This window comes from Halopseudomonas salina, assembly GCF_014637955.1.
Taxonomy (GTDB): Bacteria; Pseudomonadota; Gammaproteobacteria; order Pseudomonadales; family Pseudomonadaceae; genus Halopseudomonas; species Halopseudomonas salina.
In genome coordinates this window covers 87303-108078 of sequence record NZ_BMFF01000009.1, presented here as the reverse complement: position 1 = coordinate 108078, position 20776 = coordinate 87303, and the positions used below count along the sequence as shown (strand labels likewise).

19 protein-coding genes are annotated in these 20776 nt (G+C 58.3%); 10 read left to right on the top strand and 9 right to left on the bottom strand.

Going from position 1 to position 20776, the window contains the following annotated elements:
* Positions 1–19: 19 nt before the first annotated feature.
* Both IEV54_RS16455 and IEV54_RS16450 read right to left on the bottom strand, forming a co-directional pair.
* Positions 20–235, bottom strand: coding sequence for a TIGR02450 family Trp-rich protein (locus IEV54_RS16455; protein ID WP_150279164.1), 216 nt, complete (start codon positions 233–235; stop codon positions 20–22).
* Positions 232–1212, bottom strand: a complete 981-nt coding sequence (locus IEV54_RS16450; protein WP_150279268.1) for an NAD(P)/FAD-dependent oxidoreductase — start codon at positions 1210–1212, stop codon at positions 232–234. Before IEV54_RS16450 ends, IEV54_RS16455 begins: the two co-directional genes overlap by 4 nt.
* Before the next feature lie 306 nt (positions 1213–1518).
* Here IEV54_RS16450 and IEV54_RS16445 point away from each other — a divergent pair, with 306 nt between their 5' ends.
* Together IEV54_RS16445 and hemH are read left to right on the top strand one after the other, a co-directional pair.
* Positions 1519–2415, top strand: a complete 897-nt coding sequence (locus IEV54_RS16445; RefSeq protein ID WP_150279165.1) for a TIGR01777 family oxidoreductase — start codon at positions 1519–1521, stop codon at positions 2413–2415.
* Between the two features lie 15 nt (positions 2416–2430).
* Complete coding sequence (gene hemH, locus IEV54_RS16440) at positions 2431–3453, top strand: ferrochelatase (protein WP_150279166.1); 1023 nt, start codon at positions 2431–2433, stop codon at positions 3451–3453.
* A 6-nt stretch (positions 3454–3459) separates the two neighbouring features.
* On the opposite strand, the gene IEV54_RS16435 is transcribed toward hemH, so the two are convergent.
* Positions 3460–4107 carry a LysE family transporter gene (locus IEV54_RS16435; protein WP_150279167.1) on the bottom strand — a complete coding sequence of 216 codons (648 nt, stop codon included), beginning with the start codon at positions 4105–4107 and terminating at the stop codon, positions 3460–3462.
* 207 nt (positions 4108–4314) lie between these two features.
* Here IEV54_RS16435 and pilV point away from each other — a divergent pair, with 207 nt between their 5' ends.
* Genes pilV through IEV54_RS16410 form a run of 5 tightly spaced genes read left to right on the top strand, consistent with a single transcriptional unit; the run spans position 4315 to position 9571 of the window.
* Positions 4315–4824 carry a type IV pilus modification protein PilV gene (gene pilV, locus IEV54_RS16430; protein WP_188434488.1) on the top strand — a complete coding sequence of 170 codons (510 nt, stop codon included), beginning with the start codon at positions 4315–4317 and terminating at the stop codon, positions 4822–4824.
* Positions 4821–5618 carry a PilW family protein gene (locus IEV54_RS16425; protein ID WP_150279169.1) on the top strand — a complete coding sequence of 266 codons (798 nt, stop codon included), beginning with the start codon at positions 4821–4823 and terminating at the stop codon, positions 5616–5618. The genes pilV and IEV54_RS16425 overlap by 4 nt, the downstream gene beginning before the upstream one ends.
* An 18-nt stretch (positions 5619–5636) precedes the next feature.
* Positions 5637–6155, top strand: coding sequence for a pilus assembly PilX family protein (locus tag IEV54_RS16420; protein WP_150279170.1), 519 nt, complete (start codon positions 5637–5639; stop codon positions 6153–6155).
* Positions 6136–9141 carry a PilC/PilY family type IV pilus protein gene (locus IEV54_RS16415; RefSeq protein WP_150279171.1) on the top strand — a complete coding sequence of 1002 codons (3006 nt, stop codon included), beginning with the start codon at positions 6136–6138 and terminating at the stop codon, positions 9139–9141. Before IEV54_RS16420 ends, IEV54_RS16415 begins: the two co-directional genes overlap by 20 nt.
* 28 nt (positions 9142–9169) lie before the next feature.
* Positions 9170–9571 carry a type IV pilin protein gene (locus IEV54_RS16410; protein ID WP_150279172.1) on the top strand — a complete coding sequence of 134 codons (402 nt, stop codon included), beginning with the start codon at positions 9170–9172 and terminating at the stop codon, positions 9569–9571.
* 16 nt (positions 9572–9587) lie between these two features.
* Here IEV54_RS16410 and IEV54_RS16405 read toward each other — a convergent pair whose 3' ends face one another.
* Both IEV54_RS16405 and upp read right to left on the bottom strand, forming a co-directional pair.
* A complete protein-coding gene (locus IEV54_RS16405) occupies positions 9588–10835 on the bottom strand; it encodes a uracil-xanthine permease family protein (RefSeq protein WP_150279173.1) in 1248 nt (415 codons plus the stop codon).
* On the bottom strand, positions 10835–11476 hold the full coding sequence (gene upp, locus IEV54_RS16400) for a uracil phosphoribosyltransferase (protein WP_150279174.1): 642 nt from the start codon (positions 11474–11476) through the stop codon (positions 10835–10837). The genes IEV54_RS16405 and upp overlap by 1 nt, the downstream gene beginning before the upstream one ends.
* A 161-nt stretch (positions 11477–11637) precedes the next feature.
* On the opposite strand from upp, the gene IEV54_RS16395 reads away from it, so the two are divergent.
* Positions 11638–12192: a hypoxanthine-guanine phosphoribosyltransferase gene (locus IEV54_RS16395; protein ID WP_150279175.1), complete on the top strand. Its 555-nt coding sequence runs from the start codon at positions 11638–11640 to the stop codon at positions 12190–12192.
* A gap of 12 nt (positions 12193–12204) precedes the next feature.
* Here the strand turns inward: IEV54_RS16395 and dauA are convergent, their stop codons facing one another.
* Entirely contained in the window at positions 12205–13968 is a 1764-nt protein-coding gene (gene dauA / locus IEV54_RS16390; protein ID WP_150279176.1) for a C4-dicarboxylic acid transporter DauA, read from the bottom strand.
* Between the two features lie 228 nt (positions 13969–14196).
* Here dauA and IEV54_RS16385 point away from each other — a divergent pair, with 228 nt between their 5' ends.
* Positions 14197–14487 (top strand): PA4642 family protein, encoded by a 291-nt coding sequence (locus tag IEV54_RS16385; protein WP_188434487.1) that lies wholly within the window; start codon positions 14197–14199, stop codon positions 14485–14487.
* A 386-nt stretch (positions 14488–14873) separates the two neighbouring features.
* Positions 14874–15458, top strand: coding sequence for a YajG family lipoprotein (locus IEV54_RS16380; protein ID WP_150279178.1), 585 nt, complete (start codon positions 14874–14876; stop codon positions 15456–15458).
* Positions 15459–15504: 46 nt separating this feature from the next.
* Here the strand turns inward: IEV54_RS16380 and IEV54_RS16375 are convergent, their stop codons facing one another.
* The 3 genes from IEV54_RS16375 to gatA form a co-directional block, all read right to left on the bottom strand.
* Positions 15505–17565, bottom strand: coding sequence for a BCCT family transporter (locus tag IEV54_RS16375; protein WP_150279179.1), 2061 nt, complete (start codon positions 17563–17565; stop codon positions 15505–15507).
* Positions 17566–17789: 224 nt separating this feature from the next.
* The gene (gene gatB, locus IEV54_RS16370) at positions 17790–19235 is read right to left on the bottom strand and encodes an Asp-tRNA(Asn)/Glu-tRNA(Gln) amidotransferase subunit GatB (protein ID WP_150279180.1); all 1446 of its coding nucleotides are present in this window, start codon (positions 19233–19235) and stop codon (positions 17790–17792) included.
* An 18-nt stretch (positions 19236–19253) separates the two neighbouring features.
* Positions 19254–20705, bottom strand: a complete 1452-nt coding sequence (gene gatA / locus IEV54_RS16365; protein ID WP_150279181.1) for an Asp-tRNA(Asn)/Glu-tRNA(Gln) amidotransferase subunit GatA — start codon at positions 20703–20705, stop codon at positions 19254–19256.
* Positions 20706–20776: the final 71 nt, after the last annotated feature.

Here is a 20776-nt window from a genome sequence, read left to right as displayed (position 1 = left end):
ATTTGTGACGAACTGTTTTTTAATTCCAGCCCATACGCCACTTGTCGGAGTCCTGTAGATCTTGCCAGGGCAGTATGTCGCTGCGCCGGGTCAGCACTGCTTCGATTTCGACCGTGGTGATATTGTCTTCCTCGTCACGCTGGCAGCCGATTACGACAAAGTGCTTCTCCCGGTTTTGCGGACGAGTCGCTGTCCACTTGGACAGCGTCAGCTTTTCCGGGTTGATCCGGTTCACTTGCGTCCCATGAGCGTATGGGCTGCCTGCCGCCCACTCAGCCACGCATTTTCCAGCCGGCCCCCGAGGCACCAGTCACCACAGACATATAGGCCCTTTTCCGGTGCTGCCAGGGCCCCCCAATTGCAAGCGCCCTCGGAACGGGCATACAGCCAACGGTGAGCATGCTCGAAAACCGGTTGCGGAACATCGATACCCAGAACGTCAGCAAACTCCCCAAGCAGATGTCGCTTGATTTCTGTCTTGTCAGTCTCAAGGTTGCCCATGGCCCAGCGTGGATTGGATTGCAGAACCCAGGTATCCAGGCCCTGGCGCCCTGGTTTGCTGCTGTTGCGCGAAATCCAGTCCAGAGCACCGACCCTGACAAAGCAGGCCTCCACGGCAGTGTCGAGAGGTTCGGCGAAAGCCAGAGCAAGAGTCCAACCGGGTTGCATGGCAACCTGTGAAGCTGCCTGTTCGAGGTGGCCGGCGGCCGCCAGGAGTGGCACTGCCTGTGGCGCAGGAGTGGCAACAACTACGCGATCAAATGGCCCGTGTACTGTGCCGTTATCGTCTTTAAGCTCCCAACGATTGTCGGAATCCTGCTCCAGGCTATCAATACGAGTCTGACTCACGAGCTCCAGGCCTTCCAGCAAACCGCGGGAAAGGCTCGTCATCCGCGGAAATCCGACATAACGCTGCTGGTCGTCAGGTGCCTCGCTGAGCTTATCCTCGTTGCGTAGGAACAGGCGGGGGGTCCATTCAGCTACCCAGCCATTGGCGATCCAGGTCTGTAACGCGTTACGGAAATGGTGATCACGGGCGGTGAAATACTGTGCGCCCATATCCAGATCACCCGATTCGGTTCGTTTCGTGCTCATGCGGCCACCGCTGCCACGGCTCTTGTCAAAGAGGACTACACTGTGGCCTGCCTCGGTAAGCGCACTGGCCGCACTGAGCCCCGCCATACCCGCGCCGATAATTGCGATTTTGAACATGTGAGTCATGAAGCGTGTCTCGTGGTGAGCGAAAAGTAGGTTCACAGTTTATGTGTATCAGTCAGGCTCTTCAACAAAAGTTGTACATTAGATTTTAGTTGTATAGCATTGAGTTATTGATCAGGAGCTTTCATCCGCCCCTGCCTGTTACTAGGAAGATTGTTAGAAGGCGATCGTGCCAGTCCAGGCTGGTTGGACTATGGTCTTGTTAGAACAGCAGACAAATTGCCAGGCGTCGCTCCACTTGCGGTGCTGATGCGCTGAAAGCGACGGGAAATCCTTACCCTCAGGCATGGAGTCCACATAATGCACGTACTCATTACGGGCGGTACCGGGTTGATCGGTAGCGCGCTGAGCAAAGAGTTGGTTGCGCAAGATCATCAGGTAACCGTGCTCAGTCGTCAGCCCCAACAGGTAGCTCGAATTTGTGGCGCGACAGTCCGCGGTGTGCGCCAATTGTCGGAAGTTGGAAATGAAAAGATCGACGCCGTCGTCAATCTGGCTGGAGCGCCGATAGCTGACAGGCCATGGACCAAAAAGCGCAAACAGATGCTCTGGGACAGCCGTGTGACCCTGACCGAGGAGTTGGTTGCCTGGCTTGGCCAGCGGTCAGCCAAGCCGGAGGTGTTGATCAGCGGATCAGCGGTGGGCTGGTACGGGGATGGCGGATCCATAACCATTACTGAGAACAGTAGCCCTCAGGTGGAATACACCCACACGCTGTGCGATGCATGGGAGTCCGCGGCCAGGCGTGCGGCCTCCCACGGAGTACGCGTTTGTCTGCTGCGAACAGGCCTGGTGCTGGCGCCGGGGGGTGGGTTCTTGCAACGCATGCTGCCGCCATTCAAATTGGGTCTAGGCGGACCTATTGGATCAGGCAAGCAATACATGCCCTGGGTGCACCGCGATGACATGGTCGGCATTATAATGTTGCTGTTGCAAGATGCCGCCTGTAAGGGGCCGTTCAATGCGACAGCGCCCAATCCGGCAACCAACCGCGAATTCGTCAAGACCCTCGGCAGCGTTCTCGGTCGTCCGGCAGTCATACCGCTCCCGGCCCCCCTGCTGAAGTTGGGACTGGGGGAAATGTCCCGTTTGCTGTTGACCGGTCAGAATGCCCTGCCACAAAAAATACAAGAAGCCGGTTACCGGTTTCACTTTACACATCTGCAGGCCGCATTGGCCGATGTGATCAAATCCTGAAGGAGTATTTTGTCGATGTCTGATCGTGCGGTATTGCTTGCCAACCTAGGTTCCCCCGCCAGCACCGATGTGGCCGATGTGCGCCGTTATCTCAACCAGTTCCTTATGGATCCCTATGTGGTCGACCTTCCCTGGCCTCTGCGACGGCTGCTGGTGGGACTGATCCTGTTGCTGCGCCCGAAAAAATCGGCGGAGGCCTATGCCTCCATCTGGTGGGAGGATGGGTCTCCTTTGGTGGTAATTAGCCGGCGGGTACAGAAGGCTCTGCAAGCACGCCTGGACATGCCGGTGGAGTTGGCGATGCGCTACGGCGAGCCTTCCATCGAGAATGGCTTACTGGCGCTGGCGGCAAAGCCGGGTATCAAAGAGGTACTATTCATGCCTCAGTACCCGCAGCACGCTGATAGTACTACCACGACCTCGATTAAAGAGGCGCAAAGGGTAGTCGCCGAGCACAAGCTCGACTTGAAACTGACCATAGTGCCTGCTTTCCACAACAAACCTGGTTATATCGATGCTCTAGTAGCCAGCGCGCAGCCGCACCTGGAACAGGGCTTTGACCATCTGTTGTTCAGTTACCACGGTTTGCCGGAACGCCATCTGCGCAAGGCAGACCCAACCGGATCGCACTGCCTGGCTTTTCCAGATTGTTGCGACCGCCCCTCGCCAGCCCATGCGACCTGCTATCGTGCCCAGTGCGTTTCCGTGACCAGGGAGTTCACTTCCCGCATGGGTTTGCGTGATGATCAGTGGTCGTTGGCATTCCAGTCTCGTCTCGGTAAGGACAAGTGGATTGAGCCCTACACCGAGGCTCGGATCGACGAGCTGGCGGAGCAGGGGGTCAAACGTCTTTTGGTAATGTGCCCGGCGTTTGTATCCGACTGCATCGAAACCCTCGAGGAAATCGGTGACCGGGCCCGGGAGCAGTTCATCGAGGCAGGTGGGGAGGAGTTGGTGCTGGTTCCCTGTCTTAATGATCATCCGCAGTGGGTGGAAACCCTGGCTAGCTGGTGTGAAAACGAGCCCAGGCAAGCCTGAAATATCTCATTGTGGCCGGGTGCCCAGCCCGAGCCACTCTCCAAGCGCCAGGTGCAGGCCCAGCCCCACCAGCACCGCGCCCATGATTCGATCAAACCAGTGTCCCAAGCGAACAAACGTCCTGCGTACGCGGGCCTGACTGAAGAGCACTGCGACCATGCAGAACCAGGCTGCGGTAGCGATTGCCAGGTACACGCCGTAGCCTGCCTGCACCGCAACAGGGGTGCCTGGGCTGATCACGACAGTGAACAATGACAGAAAAAACAACGTTGCCTTGGGATTCAGGCCGTTGGTAATGAACCCGTTGGTAAATGCCCGGCGATCTGACATGGGAGCCGTGTTCAGGGCCGCAGGGTCCGTGCCCATGCGCCTGGCCCCCAATGCACGGACGCCGATATAAATGAGATAACCGGCTGCCAGCAGCTTCATCAGGTTGAAGAGCCAGAGCGACTGGGAAATAACCAGGCCGATGCCCAGCAGTGAGTATGCTACGTGCAGGGTAATGCCACAGCCCACGCCCAGGGCGGTCAGGATTCCTGCTTTGCGTCCGATACCAACGCTGTTACGTATCACGACCGCAAAATCGGGTCCGGGACTCATGACGGCCAGCAGATGGGCCGCAGCCACCAACAGAAATTCGCTCAAGTACGGCATTCAGCTACCTCCGGCAAATTCGTATTTTACCCCATCGGCGGCCTCGCCCGGAACGGTATCGCATCACCGCGGTCGATGCTCTGCTGCGCGATTGCGCAACTTTTATCTCACCTGACCGGGCGATATCAGCGGCACATGGTCCGGTGTAGGCTTTTCGGCCTATGCATCGCTGCAGTGAAGGAAGCGACTGATCTCAAGGAGATGGTCATGCAGGCTGGGAAGCCATTACGATGGATCACCGGAAAACGCAGGGAGCAACTCCCTGCGTGTCAGCGCAGTAATACGGTGCGCCTCCACCAGCGCGGGGTCAGCCTCCTGGAGGTGATGATTGCCGTGTTGGTCCTCTCCGTTGGGGTGCTCGGCGCGGCATCACTCCAGCTCAATGCCATCCGTTATAGCGCCAGCGCTGATCATGCTACCCGGGCTACCCTGATCGCCCGTGATGTTCTTGATCGGATTCGGGCCAATCCTTCGGCGCTAGGCAGTTATGCGGCCGCATCAGTTACCGGGGCTTGCTCGCCAAATCTAGGCGGGGTCAATGTTGCAGCGCAGGATATGGCAGATTTCACCCAGGCAGTTACCTGTCAGTTGCCCTCGGCTACCGCCAGTATTGTGATTGCCGGTGGGCGAGTGACAGTGTCCATTTCCTGGTCCGAGGCGCGAATAATGGCGAACGCAGGTGACACGACCCTGGTTGTCTCCTCGGTGATCAGATGAGACGCATACAGGTTTCCCTGCAGCGGGGTTTTGGGCTGATTGAGTTGCTCATCGCTCTGACGCTTGGCCTGGTGCTGGTGCTCGGGGTAGTGCAGGTATTCATCGCCAGCAAACAGACGTTTGTGATGCAGCGCACGGCGGCCGGCCTCAGCGAAGATGCCCGCTATGTTACCAGTCGGCTGAGCCGCGAACTGCGCATGGTCAGCATGTTCGGTTGCGTGGACCTTCAAAGGTTGCCGGCGAGCATCAGCAACAGCATACCCCCTGCCTTCAACAACCCCATCAGCTATTCCAATGGCGCGGGTGCCAGCATCCTCAAGCTGGTGACGGCAGTGCCGAACCACGAAAACTTTACTGCACAACAAACGCGCAGTCCCGGTGATTACGGTGCCAACTGGCTGATCGTAACCAACTGCAGGGATACTGGCGACCTTCGACTCTCTGCCGGTGGGCCGGTGGTCGTGCGGCCTGGAGACATCGTAATTCCGCTGCGGCAAATGGAGTACCGCTTCAGCAAAAATGCGATTCAGGTACGCAGCAACGGTGCAGGCAACTTTCAGACGCTGATCGACAATGTAGCCGAGCTGAAGGTGAGTTTCGGGCTGGCCGCAACCGCGGCTGATACCCGAATCAGTGGAGGCTATGTGGCTGCAGCACCGGGAGTCGATGGCAGTCGCATCCGCAGCGTCAACCTGCAATGGCAGCTTAGCGATAACCCGTCGGCACCGACCAACGGCAGCGTCCAGGCGCGGAATGTCAAACAGGTGGTGGCCATCCGTAACACGATTGACTGAAACCGGGAGCATTGCTCTATGAAAGGGAAACGATCACCGCACCAGCAGGGATCGGCACTGATTGTCAGCCTGGTGTTTCTTTTGCTTCTTACGCTGGTGAGTGTGGCAGGTATTCGATCTTCAACCAGTCAGGAACGTATGGCTGGCAATCTGAAGCTCAAGACCGACAGCCTGCAGGCAGCTGAGTCCGCACTGCGTGACATTCAGCGGCAATTGGCGCAGGCGGCCGACAACAACAAGCCGTTGCCCAACCCTTGCGCTGGCGTGACATGCAATACGCCGGATGCAGCGTTCGATCTGGATTCGACCGGCGCGCCAGGCGCTGGGTGGGTGCAGATACCCACCTCAGCCGCGACCAATAACATGCAGGTCTGGTATCGCATCACCAGCCTGGGTGAAACCCTTGCGCCGGCCAATACGGCGAACAGAAATCCACCCTATGAGGGCGCTGGCAACCTGTACCGCATAGTCGTGGTGACCTTCAGCGGACCCACCCGGACTGTATTGGAGAGTGTCTATGTGCATTATTCGGTCTGAGCCGCGCCGCCTGGTATCAGGCATCGTGTCGGGAGTCTTCGCCGGTATTTTCCTGGCACTACCGGCGCAGGCGGCATTCAATCCGCTCAGCGGGCCGATATTATCTGCCCCGGCTGTTGCACCCAACGTACTGATGCTGTTCGACAACTCCTCCAGCATGGTACTCAACCGTGTTGGCAACGAGACGCGGCTGACTATCGCCCGCGATGTGGCCAAGGACGTAATAATCAATAATCGCCAGGTGCGTTTTGGACTGTTCGGATTTCGAGACACTGTGGGTAGCGGAGCCGCTCGCGATGCGCCAGGCGGCGAGCTGCTGGTTGAGGTGGGCGATATCGCTCCGGGTACCGCCTCTGGTGCGGCCCGGTTCACCACACTTATCAACCGCCTCGACAACATCAATCCCCGCGCGTCTGCGCCATACACCTATACGCCCCTTGCTGAGACCTACTATGAGATGACCCGTTACTTGCGAGGGCTACGCGCGTTCTATCCGCAATCCACGCCCGCGGCCAATCGTCAGCAATTCGTCAGCCCCGTGGAGTATCGCTGCCAGCAAAACTTCGGCCTGGTCATTACCGATGGCCTGCCTACCTATGACAGCCAGTTTCCAGTTGATATTGGAACTGAACCCGATATCAATAATCCAGGCGTGGTCGGCAGTATCAATCTACCTGACTGGGATGGGGCAGGAGATGTAAACAGCACTGATCCGAGTGATGAGGGAAGCACCTTTTACCTGGATGATATTGCCAGATTCGCGTTTGACGTTGATATGCGCAACGCCGGCCGCAGTGGAGTCTCGACCGACCTGGCGGGCATGGACTGGGACGATCCTGCCTTCGCGATACAGAATATGCGTACCTTTACGGTGGGCTTTGCGCTCAACGATGCCAACCTGCAGCGCGCCGCGACGCTGGGTGGTGGTCGCTATTATACCGCGGCCAATCGGCAGGAGCTCGACAGGGCGCTGAATAGCGCACTGGGTGAAATCAACTCGACCTCGGCCTCCGGCGGGGCAAGCGTTGCCAGTGGACCGGAGCTGGCTTCTGGTTCGCGGTTCTATCGTTCCCTTTATGATCCCTCTGACTGGAGCGGAGCGGTGGAAGCCCATGGGATCGACAGTGACGGGAGTGCCGGGGCTCGTATCTGGTCAACTGACACTACCGTCACCGCAAACAGCAATGCGCTTTTCCAGACATGGAGGTTGCCCTCGGGCGCGAACCAGGGCGCGGTTGTTCCGTTGGGCGGCAATACCTATTCGGGCCTGGGCCCGGCGCAGAAGGCTGTACTGGACCTCGCCTCGGGCTCCAACAGCGGCCAGGATCTGCTGGACTGGAGTATGGGGCAGGCTGTTCCAGGCTATCGCATCCGCACGCGGCTAATGGGGGATGTGGTGAACTCCTCACTGGTACTGGCGCGCGCCGGCGAGGCGCTAGCGTCCAGCAGCCATACAGGCTACGCGGCCTACAGGGCGGACAAGCATCAGAATATGGTCTCATCGCTGCTTGCTGGCGCCAATGACGGCTTCGTACATGTGTTGGCAGCCCGTGACGGCGCGCATCGACTGGCCTTTCTGCCCGCCGCATTGCAGGAAGGTTTAGGTGCCAGAGCCAGCGTGGACCTGGTTCGTAACGGTCATCAGTCGGGCATGGATGGCCCTATAGTAGTCGGAGATGCGGTATTGAACAGTACCTGGACCACTATGGCTGTAGCAGGCTACGGTGCAGGCGGCAAAGGCCTGACCGGCATCCGGTTGTATGATCAGAGCGCAGGAAACGGCGCCCTGGGCGCTCTGTGGGAGATCGGCCCGACGACTTCTGGCTATGCCAACCTTGGCCATGTTTACGGTGAAGCGGTCATTACCCAGTTGGATGGACGTTGGGTGGCAGTCGCCGGTAATGGTTATGGCAATACCGCCGGGCAGCCCGAGCTCTATGTAATCGATCTGGCTGATGGAAGTCTGATTAAAAGCCTGGCTGCCGGCGCTGCCGATCCTGCCAGTGGTAACGGCTTGTCGGCTCCGCGGGTGGCTACCAATGGCAGCGGCCAGGTCGTAGCCGCCTACGCAGGCGATCTGCAAGGCAGGCTGTGGAAATTCGATCTTGCAGGCCCTCCCGTTGACTGGCGGGTAGCATTTGCCGGAGACCCTCTGTTTCGTGCCGGCATTGCCGTCAGTCCCGAGCAACCAATTACTACCCGGCCTGTATTGCTGGATCATCCCCAAGGCGGGAAGCTGGTGTTGTTTGGTACCGGTCAGTTTCTTGAGGCGGCTGACCGCCTGGACACCGATGTACAGGCTTTCTACGCAGTCTTGGACAAGCCGGGTGCAACCGGCAATCTGGACTCCGGTAGCCTGCAGCCCCAGGCCATTCTGAGCGAAACGACCGCGGGCGGCCGGAAGGTGCGCACGCTGAGTTCGCACCGCGTGAACTGGTATTCAACCAATGGCTGGTACCTGCCTTTGATATACGGCAACCCCACGGGGGAGCGTGTAACCCGCAATATCGTAACGCGTGGGGGGCGGGTTCTGTTCAATACAGGACTGATCATGCCCGGCGCGGACCCCTGCGTTAGTGCCGGTGCCGGCTGGTTGATGTCGATTGACAGCTTTTCCGGAGGGATGCTACCGGTGGCAACCCTGGACAGCGATGGTGATGGGCTGGTGGATTCCCGGGATCCGTTGAGCGCAGGCGTAAACCTGTCCGGGGGGCTACCCGGTGATCTGATCGTATTGGAGCTGCCGCGCATCAAGCCACTTGCCCCGGCCAATCCCTTGGCGACGGGTAGTTGTGATCCTTCGGTGGAATTCTGCCCCTGTGACCCCAGCGTGGACGACTGCGTATGCGACCCGGCAGATGCCAGCTGCAAGAATATCTACTGTGGCAAGGAATTCAATTACAGCCAGTCTACAAACACGTTGGAACTGGTCGCAGGTTCAGGGCAGTGCAGTTTCAGCCGAATCATGTGGCGGCAGTTGATGTAGCTGCTCGTAAGGACAATAGGGAGGCAGGATGAACGAATGGAGGCAGGCAGGTTTCACGCTGATCGAGCTGATGATAGCGGTGGCGGTGGTCGGTATTCTGGCCGCGATTGCGTATCCGTCATATCAGGAGCAGGTTCGTCAGACCCGCAGGGCTGAAGTGGCCAGTGCGCTGCTGGAGAATGCACAGCTGCTTGAACGCCACTTCACACGCCATGGTGCCTACGACACCGGAGCGGTGGTACTCGCGACGCAGAGCCCCACCAGTGGCGCAGCGATTTACACCATCGCCGCGGTGCGGGGGGCAGATACCTACACGCTGACGGCCGCCGCGGTCTCCGGCGGTTTGATGGCGGGCGACACCTGCGCGATTTATACCTTCAACCAGGTGGGCCAACGTACGCCAGCAGATGCTCGATGCTGGCGCCGTTGAACAGCAAGCCATGCGATCAAGCGGCTGCGGGTTCCACCTTGTCGGCATCTGGCAGCAGCAGGTTGAGCACGATAGCCACGACACCACAGAGGCTTATGCCCTGCAGACTGAAATCCTGATTACCTATCATCAGTCCGCCAATGCCGAATACCAGAGTCACCGAGACGATACACAGGTTGCGTGGTCGTGACAGATCCACCTGGTTCTGAATCAGGGTATTCATGCCAACCACCGCAATCGACCCAAACAGCAGGCAAAGAATACCGCCCATTACGGGGACTGGCATGCTCAGCAGTGCAGCGCCGAACTTGTCGATAAACGCCAGCGCCATGGCGAAAAACGCTGCCCATATCATGACGTTAGGGTTGAAGTTGCGCGTCAGCATGACCGCACCGGTGACCTCGGAGTAGGTGGTATTGGGGGGGCCGCCAAGCAAGGCGGCGGCTGAGGTCGCTAGCCCGTCCCCAAGCAATGTTCGCTGCAAGCCGGGCTTGCGGATGTAATCCTTGCCGGTTACAGAACCAATAGCCAGCACATCGCCGATATGCTCGATGGCTGGCGCGATGGCTACAGGGATCATGAACAGAATTGCCGCCAGTTTGAATTCGGGAGTGACAAAGGCCGGAACGGCAAGCCAGCTCGCCTCCCCGACAGCGTTGAAGTCGACTACCCCGAGCAGCCAGGAAAGCGCGTAGCCTACGGCCACACCCGCCAGAATCGGCACTAGGCGGAAAATGCCCCGGGCAAATACGGCAACGATGATGGTCGTTATCAAGGATGCCATCGAGATCAGGATGGCCAGCGGATAGTCGACCAATTGGGCGCTGCCATCGCCGGCTTTGCCCATCGCCATATTGACTGCGACCGAGGCCAGTCCCAGGCCGATCACCATGATTACCGGCCCGACCACCACAGGGGGTAGCAGTCGACGAATAAAGCCGGGTCCACGCAGACGCACCAGCAGGCTCAATAAGATATACATCACACCGGCGGCCAGTAACCCACCCAGTGTCGCTGCCAGGCCCCAGGTCTGGTTGCTGTAAAGAATGGGGGCGATGAAAGCGAAGCTGGAAGCCAGAAATACCGGCACCTGGCGCTGGGTGGTGAACTGGAACATCAGGGTGCCCAGACCGGCGGTGAAGAGGGCCACGTTCGGGTCCATGCCGGTGATCAAGGGCATCAGCACCAGGGCGCCGAACGCAACGAACAACATTTGCGACCCAGCCAATGCTGATCGCCAGCCGGTGGTGTTGATTGGTTCCATCAGTGCACGTCCTTCTGTTTGGTGCCGAATATCTTGTCGCCGGCATCGCCAAGGCCCGGGATGATGTAACCCTGCTCGTTCAGGTGATCATCGATTGAGGCAGTGAAGATCTGTACGTCCGGGTGGGTATCGTACACGCGCTTGATTCCTTCAGGCGCAGCGACCAGCACCAGGGCGCGTATCTCCCGTGCGCCGGCACGCTTTAGCATGTCGATTGTGGCGACCATGGAGCCACCGGTCGCCAGCATTGGATCGATAATCAGCGCGGTGCGCTGATTCATGTTGTCAACCAGCTTTTCCAGATAGGTATCGGCCTGCAGGGTCTGCTCGTTGCGTACCAGGCCGATCACGCTTACCTTGGCGCTGGGTATCAGGCTTAGCACGCCATCGAGCATACCCAGACCGGCTCGCAGGATAGGGACTACGGTCACCTTCTTGCCCGAGAGCTTCTCTACTTCTACAGTTCCACACCAGCCTTCGATCTGTTGGGGTTCCAGCAGCATGTCCTGGGTTGCTTCATAGGTCAGTAGGGACGCGACCTCCTGGGCCAATTCCCGAAAATTCTTCGTACTTATATCAGCGCGGCGCATCAGGCCGAGTTTGTGGCGAATCAGGGGATGGCGTATCTCTTTGACGTTCATGGCTTGTGCTCTCATGCGGGGCGCGGGAAATGCGCTATAGCCTAAACCAATGAGTCATTGGGGTCACCCGATTGCAGCGGCCGGCCTCGGTTTGCTTGCCTTTGCGCGCCAAGATCAGTATTTTGCCCAGCCTTGAACCGCCCCTCTTTTGGAGATTACCCATGTCCGTCGATCTGGAACATATCAAGCAGGTAATGGCAGAAGCCGATTGTCTGTTCACCGCCGCCCAGGTAGAAGCAGCGATGGATCGCATGGCCGTAGAAATCAACCGCTCGCTGGCCGACAGTAACCCGATCGTCTACAGCGTGATGAACGGCGGGCTGGTGATCGCTGGGCAGCTGGTAACCCGTCTGGACTTTCCAATGGAGGTCGGTTATCTGCACGCCACTCGTTATCGAAACAAGCTCTCCGGTGGCGAACTGTTCTGGAAAGCCCGTGCCGAACACTCCCTGGTGGGCCGCACAGTGCTTATCATTGACGATATCCTCGATGAAGGTCACACCCTGGACGCGATAACCGAGTACTGTCGAGATGCAGGTGCGGCGCAAGTCCTCACTGCCGTACTGCTGGACAAACAGCATGATCGCAAGGCCTACAAGGGGATGCGTGCCGACTTTACGGGACTTGATGTGGTCGACCGCTATATCTTTGGTTACGGCCTCGATTACAAGGGCTACTGGCGCAACGCCGCGGGGATTTTTGCCATTCCTGAATAGGTCACAGTTGGCCTATGTATCTGCGTCCTTGACCGGGACTTTCTGCGCCGCAGGCTCGCCGAGCTTTTGTCTGATAAGCGTTGCAGCTCGCTCAGCACTGGCAACGAACAACCGCTTGCCTGCGGCCGACCCTGTACCGGCGCGGCTCAGCTTCTGGCGCACTCGAGCGTTAACGCCGACAAAGTAGACTTCAATTTCCCTGCGCTCAAGCTCCTCCAGCGCCTTGGTGAACATCACTTGGGCACTCATGTCCATGCTTGGCACCGCCTGCATGTCGATCACCATGTAGCGGACATTCTCACCATGCCGAGCCATTGCACTCAGAGCCTTGTCGGCTGCGGCAAAGAAAAGCGGGCCGCCTATCCGATAGAGGCCAACACTGTCGGGTAAGCCTGAAAGTGCCTTGTGGCTCTGGTGCGGTACGGCGCTACCCTGGCTCAGGTCGACCATGCGTTTGATAAACAGGGCAGAAGCCAGTAGCAGCCCAACTCCTACCGCCAGCACCATATCAAACAGCACTGTGAGTACCAGGCAGGTAATCAGAACCCAGGTATCCTGGCGTGGACCGATGCGCAGCATGCGTACCACATGGGGAAGCTCGCTCATGTTCCAGGCAACCATCAGCAGCATGGCCGCCAGCGATGCCATAGGCAGGTAGGAAAACAGATCGGCCAGCAGAACCACTGCCAGCACAATCACGATGGCATGGACTACCGCGGCAATCGGCGTTCGCGCTCCGGAGCGCACGCTGGCTGCGGTGCGGGCAATCGCTGCAGTGGCGGGAATGCCGCCGAAGAATGGCACCACCAGGTTGCCCAGCCCCTGGCCCATCAGCTCGGCATTGGGATCATGGCGCGTGTTCGCCATGCCGTCGGCCACAACGGCACATAGCAGTGATTCTATTGCGCCTAGCATCGCAACTGTAAGGGCAAAAGGCAGCAGTTCGCGGAACAGATTGAAGTCGATCTGCAGAGGGAGTCCGTCAGCGCCGGGTAGTGTCCAGGGAAGCAGCCATTGGGGTGCAAATGGAGGGATGCCGCCGTACGTCACGCCATCTAGCTCATAGCTGAAGCGTGACCCCAAAGTGCTGACCTGCATATCCAGATGCAATGCCAGTGCGGCCAGAACACTGCCGATCAGCAGTGCTATCAGGTGACCCGGTACCCGCCGGGTCACATAGGGCCAGGCAACAAGCACTCCCAGGGTCACCCCGCCTACCAGGGCGTCACCTGCCTGCACAGTGGGGAGTGCCGACGCCAGCGCCTGTAATTGATCCAGGTAACTGTCATGCTGACCTACCCCCTGCAGTCCGAGGAAGTCCTTGATCTGCAGGGTAGCAATGACAATCCCGATTCCGGCAGTAAATCCCAGCACCACCGGGTAGGGAACGAACTGAATCAGATTGCCCATACGTGCAAAGCCCAGTGCCAGCAGAATCACTCCCGACATGCCGGTAACCAGAAGAAGCCCGCCAATGCCGTATTGCTGGGTAATCGGCAACAGAATGACCACGAAGGCCGCAGTGGGTCCTGATATGTTGAAGCGCGAGCCGCCGGCAAGAGCGATGATCAGTCCGCCCACGATACCGGTGTACAGGCCATGTTGAGGGGCGACGCCCACGGCGATGGCCAGCGCCATGGCCAGGGGTATGGCGATGATGCCCACTGTGAGCCCGGCCACGAGGTCGCCTCGTAGCATCTTGCGGTTGTAGCCGTGTCGAAAGCTGTCGCGCAGAGCTGCGAAAAATACCGGACTGCGCTGATTGTTTGAAGCCATGCTGTATTCCCGGGAGAGGAGCCGATTGCCGCATTCCCTCGGGTGACGGGGGCGGTGGGCATGAGCTCACGTCACAGTCATAGCACAAGCCGGGCCACAGGGGTATCGGACCAAATGACGCATGGGTCGTTTAGATGCATTTATACGGAGCAGCAGCCCTAGTGGCGCCGGCCCGGCGTAGGTACAATGGGCTATTGAAAGAGTTAATGGCAGATAAAGGGGTGGCGAGTGCGTAAAGACAAAGAGAAAGTTATCGGCGAGCCGATGACAGATGAGCAGATTGCCGCGTTCTTGAGCGCGCGCCCCTACACGGGCGAATCGGTCGAGCAGCATATTCTGACCCGCGCTTATCGTGGATTGCGTGCCCATGACTTTGAACGATTCGTCGATTTGTTCAAGCAGGAGGGTTTCGATCTGAATGCCACGGATGCACAGGGCAACAGTTTCCTGCAGACCGTTCGTGGACACGCACAGGGCGAAGATTATGTTGCAGTGTTGGAGCGTGCTGGGGCGCGCTAGACGCGCAGGGCCGTCGCCCCTTTGGTGGTGCTTGTATGGCATCTGGCCGAGGGCGGCAAGGGCCTGCCAATCCAGAACTGATTAAGCTCGGTTACCTCCACCCATCTGCCCTTATCAGGTCTGCTGGTAGTGGCCCACAGGGTTTCGCAACGATCCATTTCATCTAGCCTGGCATAAAATCGGGGTTGTGTGCGCCCTAACCATCGTGCAATGAACATCTTTGGCTCCTCAGTGGTCTTACCCAAGTTTGCCCTTTATTTATTGCAGTGAGATGACAGTAGCTAGCGCTGCTCTCCCAGCTTTAACCGCGATATGCTAAACATTGTGGGAGCCGATATGCGGCCCCACCACTTGTTGTTTCACTGGTTTCTTGCAGGAGTATCAAAATGATCAATCGTCTGTCCATGCTGGTTGTTGCGGGCCTCGCCCTGGTGCTTGTAGGTTGCGCCCACAGCCCCCAGCAGCTCAGTGTGCAGCCAGAATTGCTGGTACCGCTCAACCCGGTTGCCCGTCAGCAGCCGGTGATTGTCACTGTCCGCGATACCCGTTCATCCAAGGTCCTTGGTACGCGTGGCGGCATCTATCCCGACTCCAGCAGTATCACTGTGAGCGAACAGACGTTGCCCAAGGTTCGACAGCAGGTAGAGCAGGGTTTGCGCCAACTGGGTTTCAACGTGGTGCCTGAGGGGACACCCAATGCGAATAATCTGACTGTCAGTCTGGCGGAATTGAAGTATCAGTCCCCCACAGCTACTACCTATGTAACTGAAGCTAATATCGGGGCAACCTTTGTGGCCGAGGCGCAAGCAGCCAACACCCGTTATCAAGGGCGCTACGGCGCTACTGCGCAGCATCGGTTTGGCTATGCGCCCAATCAGGCGACTAACACCCGCTTGGTCAGCGAAGTGATGAGCGATGCTCTGACACGGGTTTTCAAGGATCCGGAAATAGTCCGGGTATTGCAACGCTAGAGTGGACCGAGGCTGGATCAGCGATCCAGCCTAGCCTGAGGCGTGGTCAGTCCTTGACCACTGCCGGACCCTGGTCATGGAGCATTTCATCATGCTCGGCCATATTCCATGGAAGCTGGCCTGGACTGATGTGCAGGAAGTGCAGGTACTTCTCGAAGTGATCGAGAATGTCGCCAATGATCTCCTGCTGGTCATAGCCGTAGACATCGTAAGTCTGGCCCCCGCGGCTGAGAAATACCTCCGCCCGATAATAATGATCCTCAGGTTTGTTAGAGCGGCTCATTTCCGGAAAGGCAAAGCTGGGCCGGGTATATTCGCGCAGGCGGATCTCATACAGAAAGTTGACCTGCCCAGGTTTGATAACTTCGATATAGGCACGTCCATGGTCTACGTCAAACTGCACCTCGGTCGGCCAGTCCTGTTGTACCAGGCTCTGTTGCAGACTCTTCATGGCCTCTATCGCCGTGCCAGAAATGAAGTTTTCGACCTTCTCCCGGTTCGGGAAATTGACAATACCCGCAAGCCGTTTTTTCCACATAGTGGTGGCGTTACCGCCTGAGTAACGCGCCGCCTGCATGTGATGAACCAGACTGGCATCACGATGGCCCTCGATTACCAGAGCGCGCCACATACCCACCGCAGCGATGATCATGATGATCGAGAAGGGCAGCGCCGATGCAATGGTCATGGTTTGTAACGCGCCAAGTCCCCCGGCAAGCAGCAATACTGAAGCGACCACCCCTTCGAGAATCGCCCAGAAGGCTCGCTGCCAGGCGGGGGTGGTCATGGCGCCACCGGACGCCAGCGAATCGATTACCAGCGACCCCGAATCCGATGATGTAACAAAGAAGGTGATGATCAGAATTACCGTGATAAACGAGACAACCGAAGTGAACGGTAGCCGCTCGAAGAGTTTGAACAGGGCCACAGCATGGTCGTTCTGCACCTCGGTTATCAGCGCCGTATAGCCCTCATTCATGATCAGATGCAGGGCGGTGTCGCCAAAGACTGAGAACCACATGAAGGTAAAGATCGTGGGCACGAACATGACGCCGACCACAAATTGACGAATTGTCCTTCCCCGGCTGATCTTGGCGATAAAGAGCCCGACAAATGGGGCCCAGGCGATTGTCCAGCCGAAGATGAACAGCGTCCAGTTACCTATCCAGTCGCTTCGGGTGTAGGCCTGTAAATTGAAGGTCCGCTCTACAATGTTGTTCAGATAGCTACCCGTGTTCTGCAGGAAGGTCTCGAGAATGAAGATCGACGGGCCCACCAGAAAGACGAAAACCATCAGGGTGACTGCTAACACCATGTTGAGAATCGACAGGTTCTTTACACCCTTGTCCAGGCCTGCCACCACAGAAAACAGTGCGAGCCCGGTGACGCCGGCAATGGTAATGATCTGCACGGTTACGTTGACCGGTATCTCGGGCCAGAGATAGTTCAGGCCCGCGTTGATCTGGGCTACCGACAGACCAAGGGTGGTTGCTATGCCGAACATGGTGCCGAGAATGGCGAATACATCGACGGTATGACCGATGGGGCCGTAGATACGGTCACCTATCAACGGATATAGCGCTGAGCGCATGGATAATGGCAAACCGTGGCGAAAGGAAAAATAGGCCAGAACCAGACCGACCAGCCCGTATATCGCCCAGATATGAAAGCCCCAATGGAAGAATGCAATCTGCAGTGCCTGTTTTGCAGCGTCCACCGTTTCGGCTCCGCCAGCGGGCGGTGCAGCATAGTGCAGCACCGGCTCGGCGACGCCGAAGAAGAGCAGTGCGATGCCGTAGCCGGCCGAAAATAGCATAGCGAACCAGGCCGGGAAGCTGTACTGGGGGTCGGAATGGTCAGGCCCCAGTTTGATGTTGCCCCAGTCACTGAAAGCGACCATGACCACGAACACCAGGAACATGGCGACGGCCAGCATGTAGAACCAGCCAAAAGTTGTCGTGATATAGCTCAAAATAGAGGAAAAGGCGCTGCCGGCCAGTTCCGGGTTACTCGCGGTGCCGATCACCAGAAGAAGAATGATCAATACCGCGGGAGCGAAGACGGGAACCAGAATCGTGTTGTTCCACAGTCGTTTTTTTTCGGTCATGACGCTGTCCTTGTGGTTGTTGCGGAGGGCGGCGTTCGAGCCGGCGACACCGGTAACGCGAGGGGGTTATCTGAATCAATTCGCAGTTGAGTATAGACATTGATTCGCTTAACGCGACAAGTGGAGGGCTGTTTCTGAGGCCAGGTGTACGCGAAAAAAAGGGAATGCCTGGACAGGAAAGCAGGCTCTGCGCCGGGGGCGAGAGCCTGACGATTGAATGCCGGTCAGCCCTCCAGCTTCTTGCGCAGCAGCTCGTTGACCTGTTGTGGGTTGGCCTTGCCCTTCGATGCCTTCATTGCCTGGCCAACAAAGAAGCCGAACATCTTGCCGCGCTTGTTTTCGTCGCTGGCGCGGTACTGCTCGACCTGCTCGGCATTGGCTGTCAACACATCATCGAGCATGGCATCGATCGCGCCCGTGTCGGTCACCTGCTTGAGGCCGCGCTTCTCGATGATCTGATCGGCACCACCTTCGCCAGCGGCCATGGCTTCGAAAACCGTTTTGGCGATCTTGCCTGAAATGGTGTTGTCCTTGATTCGCGCAATCATGCCGCCCAGTTGGGAAGCGGTGACAGGTGACTGGCTGATATCCAGATCCTCGCGGTTGAGCAGGCTGGACAGCTCGCCCATGACCCAGTTGGCGGCCAGCTTGGCGTCGCCGCACTCCTGCTGCACCTGCTCGAAGTAATCGGCCAGCTCACGCTGGGCAGACAAAACGCTGGCATCATAGGCGGACAGGCCAAACTGGCTTTCGAAACGCTCACGTTTCTGTTGCGGCAGCTCCGGAAGCTCGCTGCGGATCTCTTCCAGGAACGCAGGTTCGATTATCACTGGCAGCAGATCTGGATCGGGGAAGTAGCGGTAATCGTTGGCTTCCTCCTTGCTGCGCATCGACCGGGTCTCGTCCTTGTTCGGATCGTACAGGCGGGTTTCCTGAGTCACTGTGCCGCCATCCTCGATCAGCTCGATCTGGCGTTGGACTTCGGTGTTGATCGCCTTTTCGATAAAGCGGAAGGAGTTGACGTTCTTGATCTCGCAGCGTGTGCCGTATTCGTCCTGACCCTTGGGGCGGACTGAGACGTTGCAATCGCAACGCAGCGAGCCTTCCGCCATGTTGCCGTCACAGATGCCCAGATAGCGCACCAGCGAGTGAATGGTCTTGGCGTACGCTACCGCTTCCTTGGCACTGCGCATGTCCGGCTCTGAAACGATCTCCAGCAAGGGCGTGCCGGCGCGGTTCAGATCGATGCCGCTCATGCCCTGGAAGTCTTCGTGCAGACTCTTGCCGGCATCCTCTTCCAGGTGTGCGCGGGTTACGCCTACGCGCTTGATGGTACCGTCGTCCAGGGTGATATCAACGAAGCCCTTGCCGACAATCGGCAGGTCCATCTGGCTGATCTGGTAGCCCTTTGGCAGGTCCGGATAAAAGTAGTTCTTGCGTGCAAAGACGTTGGTCGGCGCAATCTCGGCATTGATCGCCAGGCCGAACTTGACCGCATTGCGCACGGCCTGGGCGTTGAGAACCGGTAGTGTGCCTGGCATGCCGAGGTCAATCAGGCTGGCCTGAGTGTTGGGTTCGGCACCGAAGGTGGTGGCGCTGCCGGAGAAAATCTTCGAAGCGGTAGTGAGCTGGGCGTGGATTTCCAGGCCGATAACAATTTCCCATTGCATAGTCTGTTCTCGATCCTCTCAGTAGCCCGCTGGGGCGCGGCTGTGCCAGTCAGTCACTTGCTGGTACTGGTGTGCGATGTTCAGCAGGCGCGCTTCGCTGAAGTAGGGCCCCAGCAACTGCATGCCCAATGGCAGCCCGTTGGCAAAGCCGGCTGGCAACGCGATTCCCGGCACGCCGGCCAGGTTTGCGGTGATAGTGTAAATGTCGGTCAGATACAGGCTGACGGGGTCGTCGATCTTCTCACCAATCCTGAAGGGGGGGGTGGGGGACGTCGGACAGAGGATCACATCAACCTGCTCATAGGCCGCCATGAAGTCGTTCTTGATCAGCCTTCGAATCTTCTGTGCCTGCAGGTAGTAGGCATCGTAATAACCTGCCGATAGCGCGTACGCGCCGACCATGATGCGCCGTTTGACTTCCGGTCCGAAGCCTTCACCGCGCGAGCGTTTGTACAGATCGGTCAGATCCGCCGGGTTTTCGCAGCGGTAACCGAAGCGCACGCCATCAAAGCGCGAGAGGTTGGAGGAGGCTTCCGCCGGAGCAATAACGTAATAGGCGGGAATTGCCAGTTCGGCATTGGGCAGGCTGATTTCTTTCACTTCAGCGCCCAGGGATTGGAATTGTTTTACCGCGGCATGGATAGCATCGGCGGTGGAGGCGTCCAGACCATCACTGAAATACTCCTTGGGCAGGCCGATGCGCAGGCCTTTCAACGAGTCGTTCAGGCCCTCGCTGTAATCGGCGACTGGCTCGTCAACGCTGGTCGAATCACGCTCGTCGAACCCGGCCATGACCTGCATCATCAGGGCGCAATCCTCTGCGGTGCGCGCCATCGGCCCGGCCTGATCCAGGCTGGAAGCGTAGGCGATCATGCCCCAGCGAGATACACGGCCGTAGGTCGGCTTGAGCCCGGTCAGGGCGGTAAAGCCGGCGGGCTGGCGGATCGAGCCGCCGGTGTCTGTGCCGGTCGATGCGGCGCACAGGCGTGCAGCCACAGCCGCGGCCGAACCGCCAGAGGAGCCACCCGGTACGTGTTCAGTGTTCCAGGGATTTCGCGTTGGACCGTAGAAGCTCGACTCGGTGGAGGAGCCCATCGCGAACTCATCCATATTGGTCTTGCCCAAGGTGACTGCGCCCGCATCGATAAAGCGCGAGGTGACGCTGGATTCATAGGGCGCTGTGAAATTGTCGAGCATCTTCGACCCGCAGCTGGTGCGCAGGCCGGTAGTGCAGAACAGATCCTTGTGCGCCAGCGGAATGCCGGTCAGCGCAGTGGCTGTGCCACCGGCGATACGGGCATCGGCTGCCTTGGCCTGGGCCAGGGCCAGCTCGGGTGACACGGTGATGAAACTGTTGAGCAGCGGATCCAATTGTTCGATACGCTTGAGGTAATGTTCGGTCAGTTCGACGCTGGATAGCGTCTTGCTCTGCAAGGCCTTCGAGAGCTGGGCCAGGGTATTCTCATGCATGGGATGATCTCATTGCTGGGCTTGGCCGGATGCGTAATGGCATGGCTTTGCTGACTGTGGCTCGATGGGTC

Coding starts and splice junctions, on each gene's coding strand:
- hemH (WP_150279166.1), top strand. CDS start 2,431: ATGTCTGATCGTGCGGTATTGCTTGCCAACCTAGGTTCCCCCGCCAGC.
- pilV (WP_188434488.1), top strand. CDS start 4,315: ATGCAGGCTGGGAAGCCATTACGATGGATCACCGGAAAACGCAGGGAG.
- IEV54_RS16445 (WP_150279165.1), top strand. CDS start 1,519: ATGCACGTACTCATTACGGGCGGTACCGGGTTGATCGGTAGCGCGCTG.
- IEV54_RS16425 (WP_150279169.1), top strand. CDS start 4,821: ATGAGACGCATACAGGTTTCCCTGCAGCGGGGTTTTGGGCTGATTGAG.
- IEV54_RS16415 (WP_150279171.1), top strand. CDS start 6,136: ATGTGCATTATTCGGTCTGAGCCGCGCCGCCTGGTATCAGGCATCGTG.
- upp (WP_150279174.1), bottom strand. CDS start 11,476: ATGAACGTCAAAGAGATACGCCATCCCCTGATTCGCCACAAACTCGGC.
- dauA (WP_150279176.1), bottom strand. CDS start 13,968: ATGGCTTCAAACAATCAGCGCAGTCCGGTATTTTTCGCAGCTCTGCGC.
- IEV54_RS16450 (WP_150279268.1), bottom strand. CDS start 1,212: ATGTTCAAAATCGCAATTATCGGCGCGGGTATGGCGGGGCTCAGTGCG.
- IEV54_RS16380 (WP_150279178.1), top strand. CDS start 14,874: ATGATCAATCGTCTGTCCATGCTGGTTGTTGCGGGCCTCGCCCTGGTG.
- IEV54_RS16435 (WP_150279167.1), bottom strand. CDS start 4,107: ATGCCGTACTTGAGCGAATTTCTGTTGGTGGCTGCGGCCCATCTGCTG.
- IEV54_RS16395 (WP_150279175.1), top strand. CDS start 11,638: ATGTCCGTCGATCTGGAACATATCAAGCAGGTAATGGCAGAAGCCGAT.
- gatA (WP_150279181.1), bottom strand. CDS start 20,705: ATGCATGAGAATACCCTGGCCCAGCTCTCGAAGGCCTTGCAGAGCAAG.
- IEV54_RS16420 (WP_150279170.1), top strand. CDS start 5,637: ATGAAAGGGAAACGATCACCGCACCAGCAGGGATCGGCACTGATTGTC.
- IEV54_RS16405 (WP_150279173.1), bottom strand. CDS start 10,835: ATGGAACCAATCAACACCACCGGCTGGCGATCAGCATTGGCTGGGTCG.
- gatB (WP_150279180.1), bottom strand. CDS start 19,235: ATGCAATGGGAAATTGTTATCGGCCTGGAAATCCACGCCCAGCTCACT.
- IEV54_RS16375 (WP_150279179.1), bottom strand. CDS start 17,565: ATGACCGAAAAAAAACGACTGTGGAACAACACGATTCTGGTTCCCGTC.
- IEV54_RS16410 (WP_150279172.1), top strand. CDS start 9,170: ATGAACGAATGGAGGCAGGCAGGTTTCACGCTGATCGAGCTGATGATA.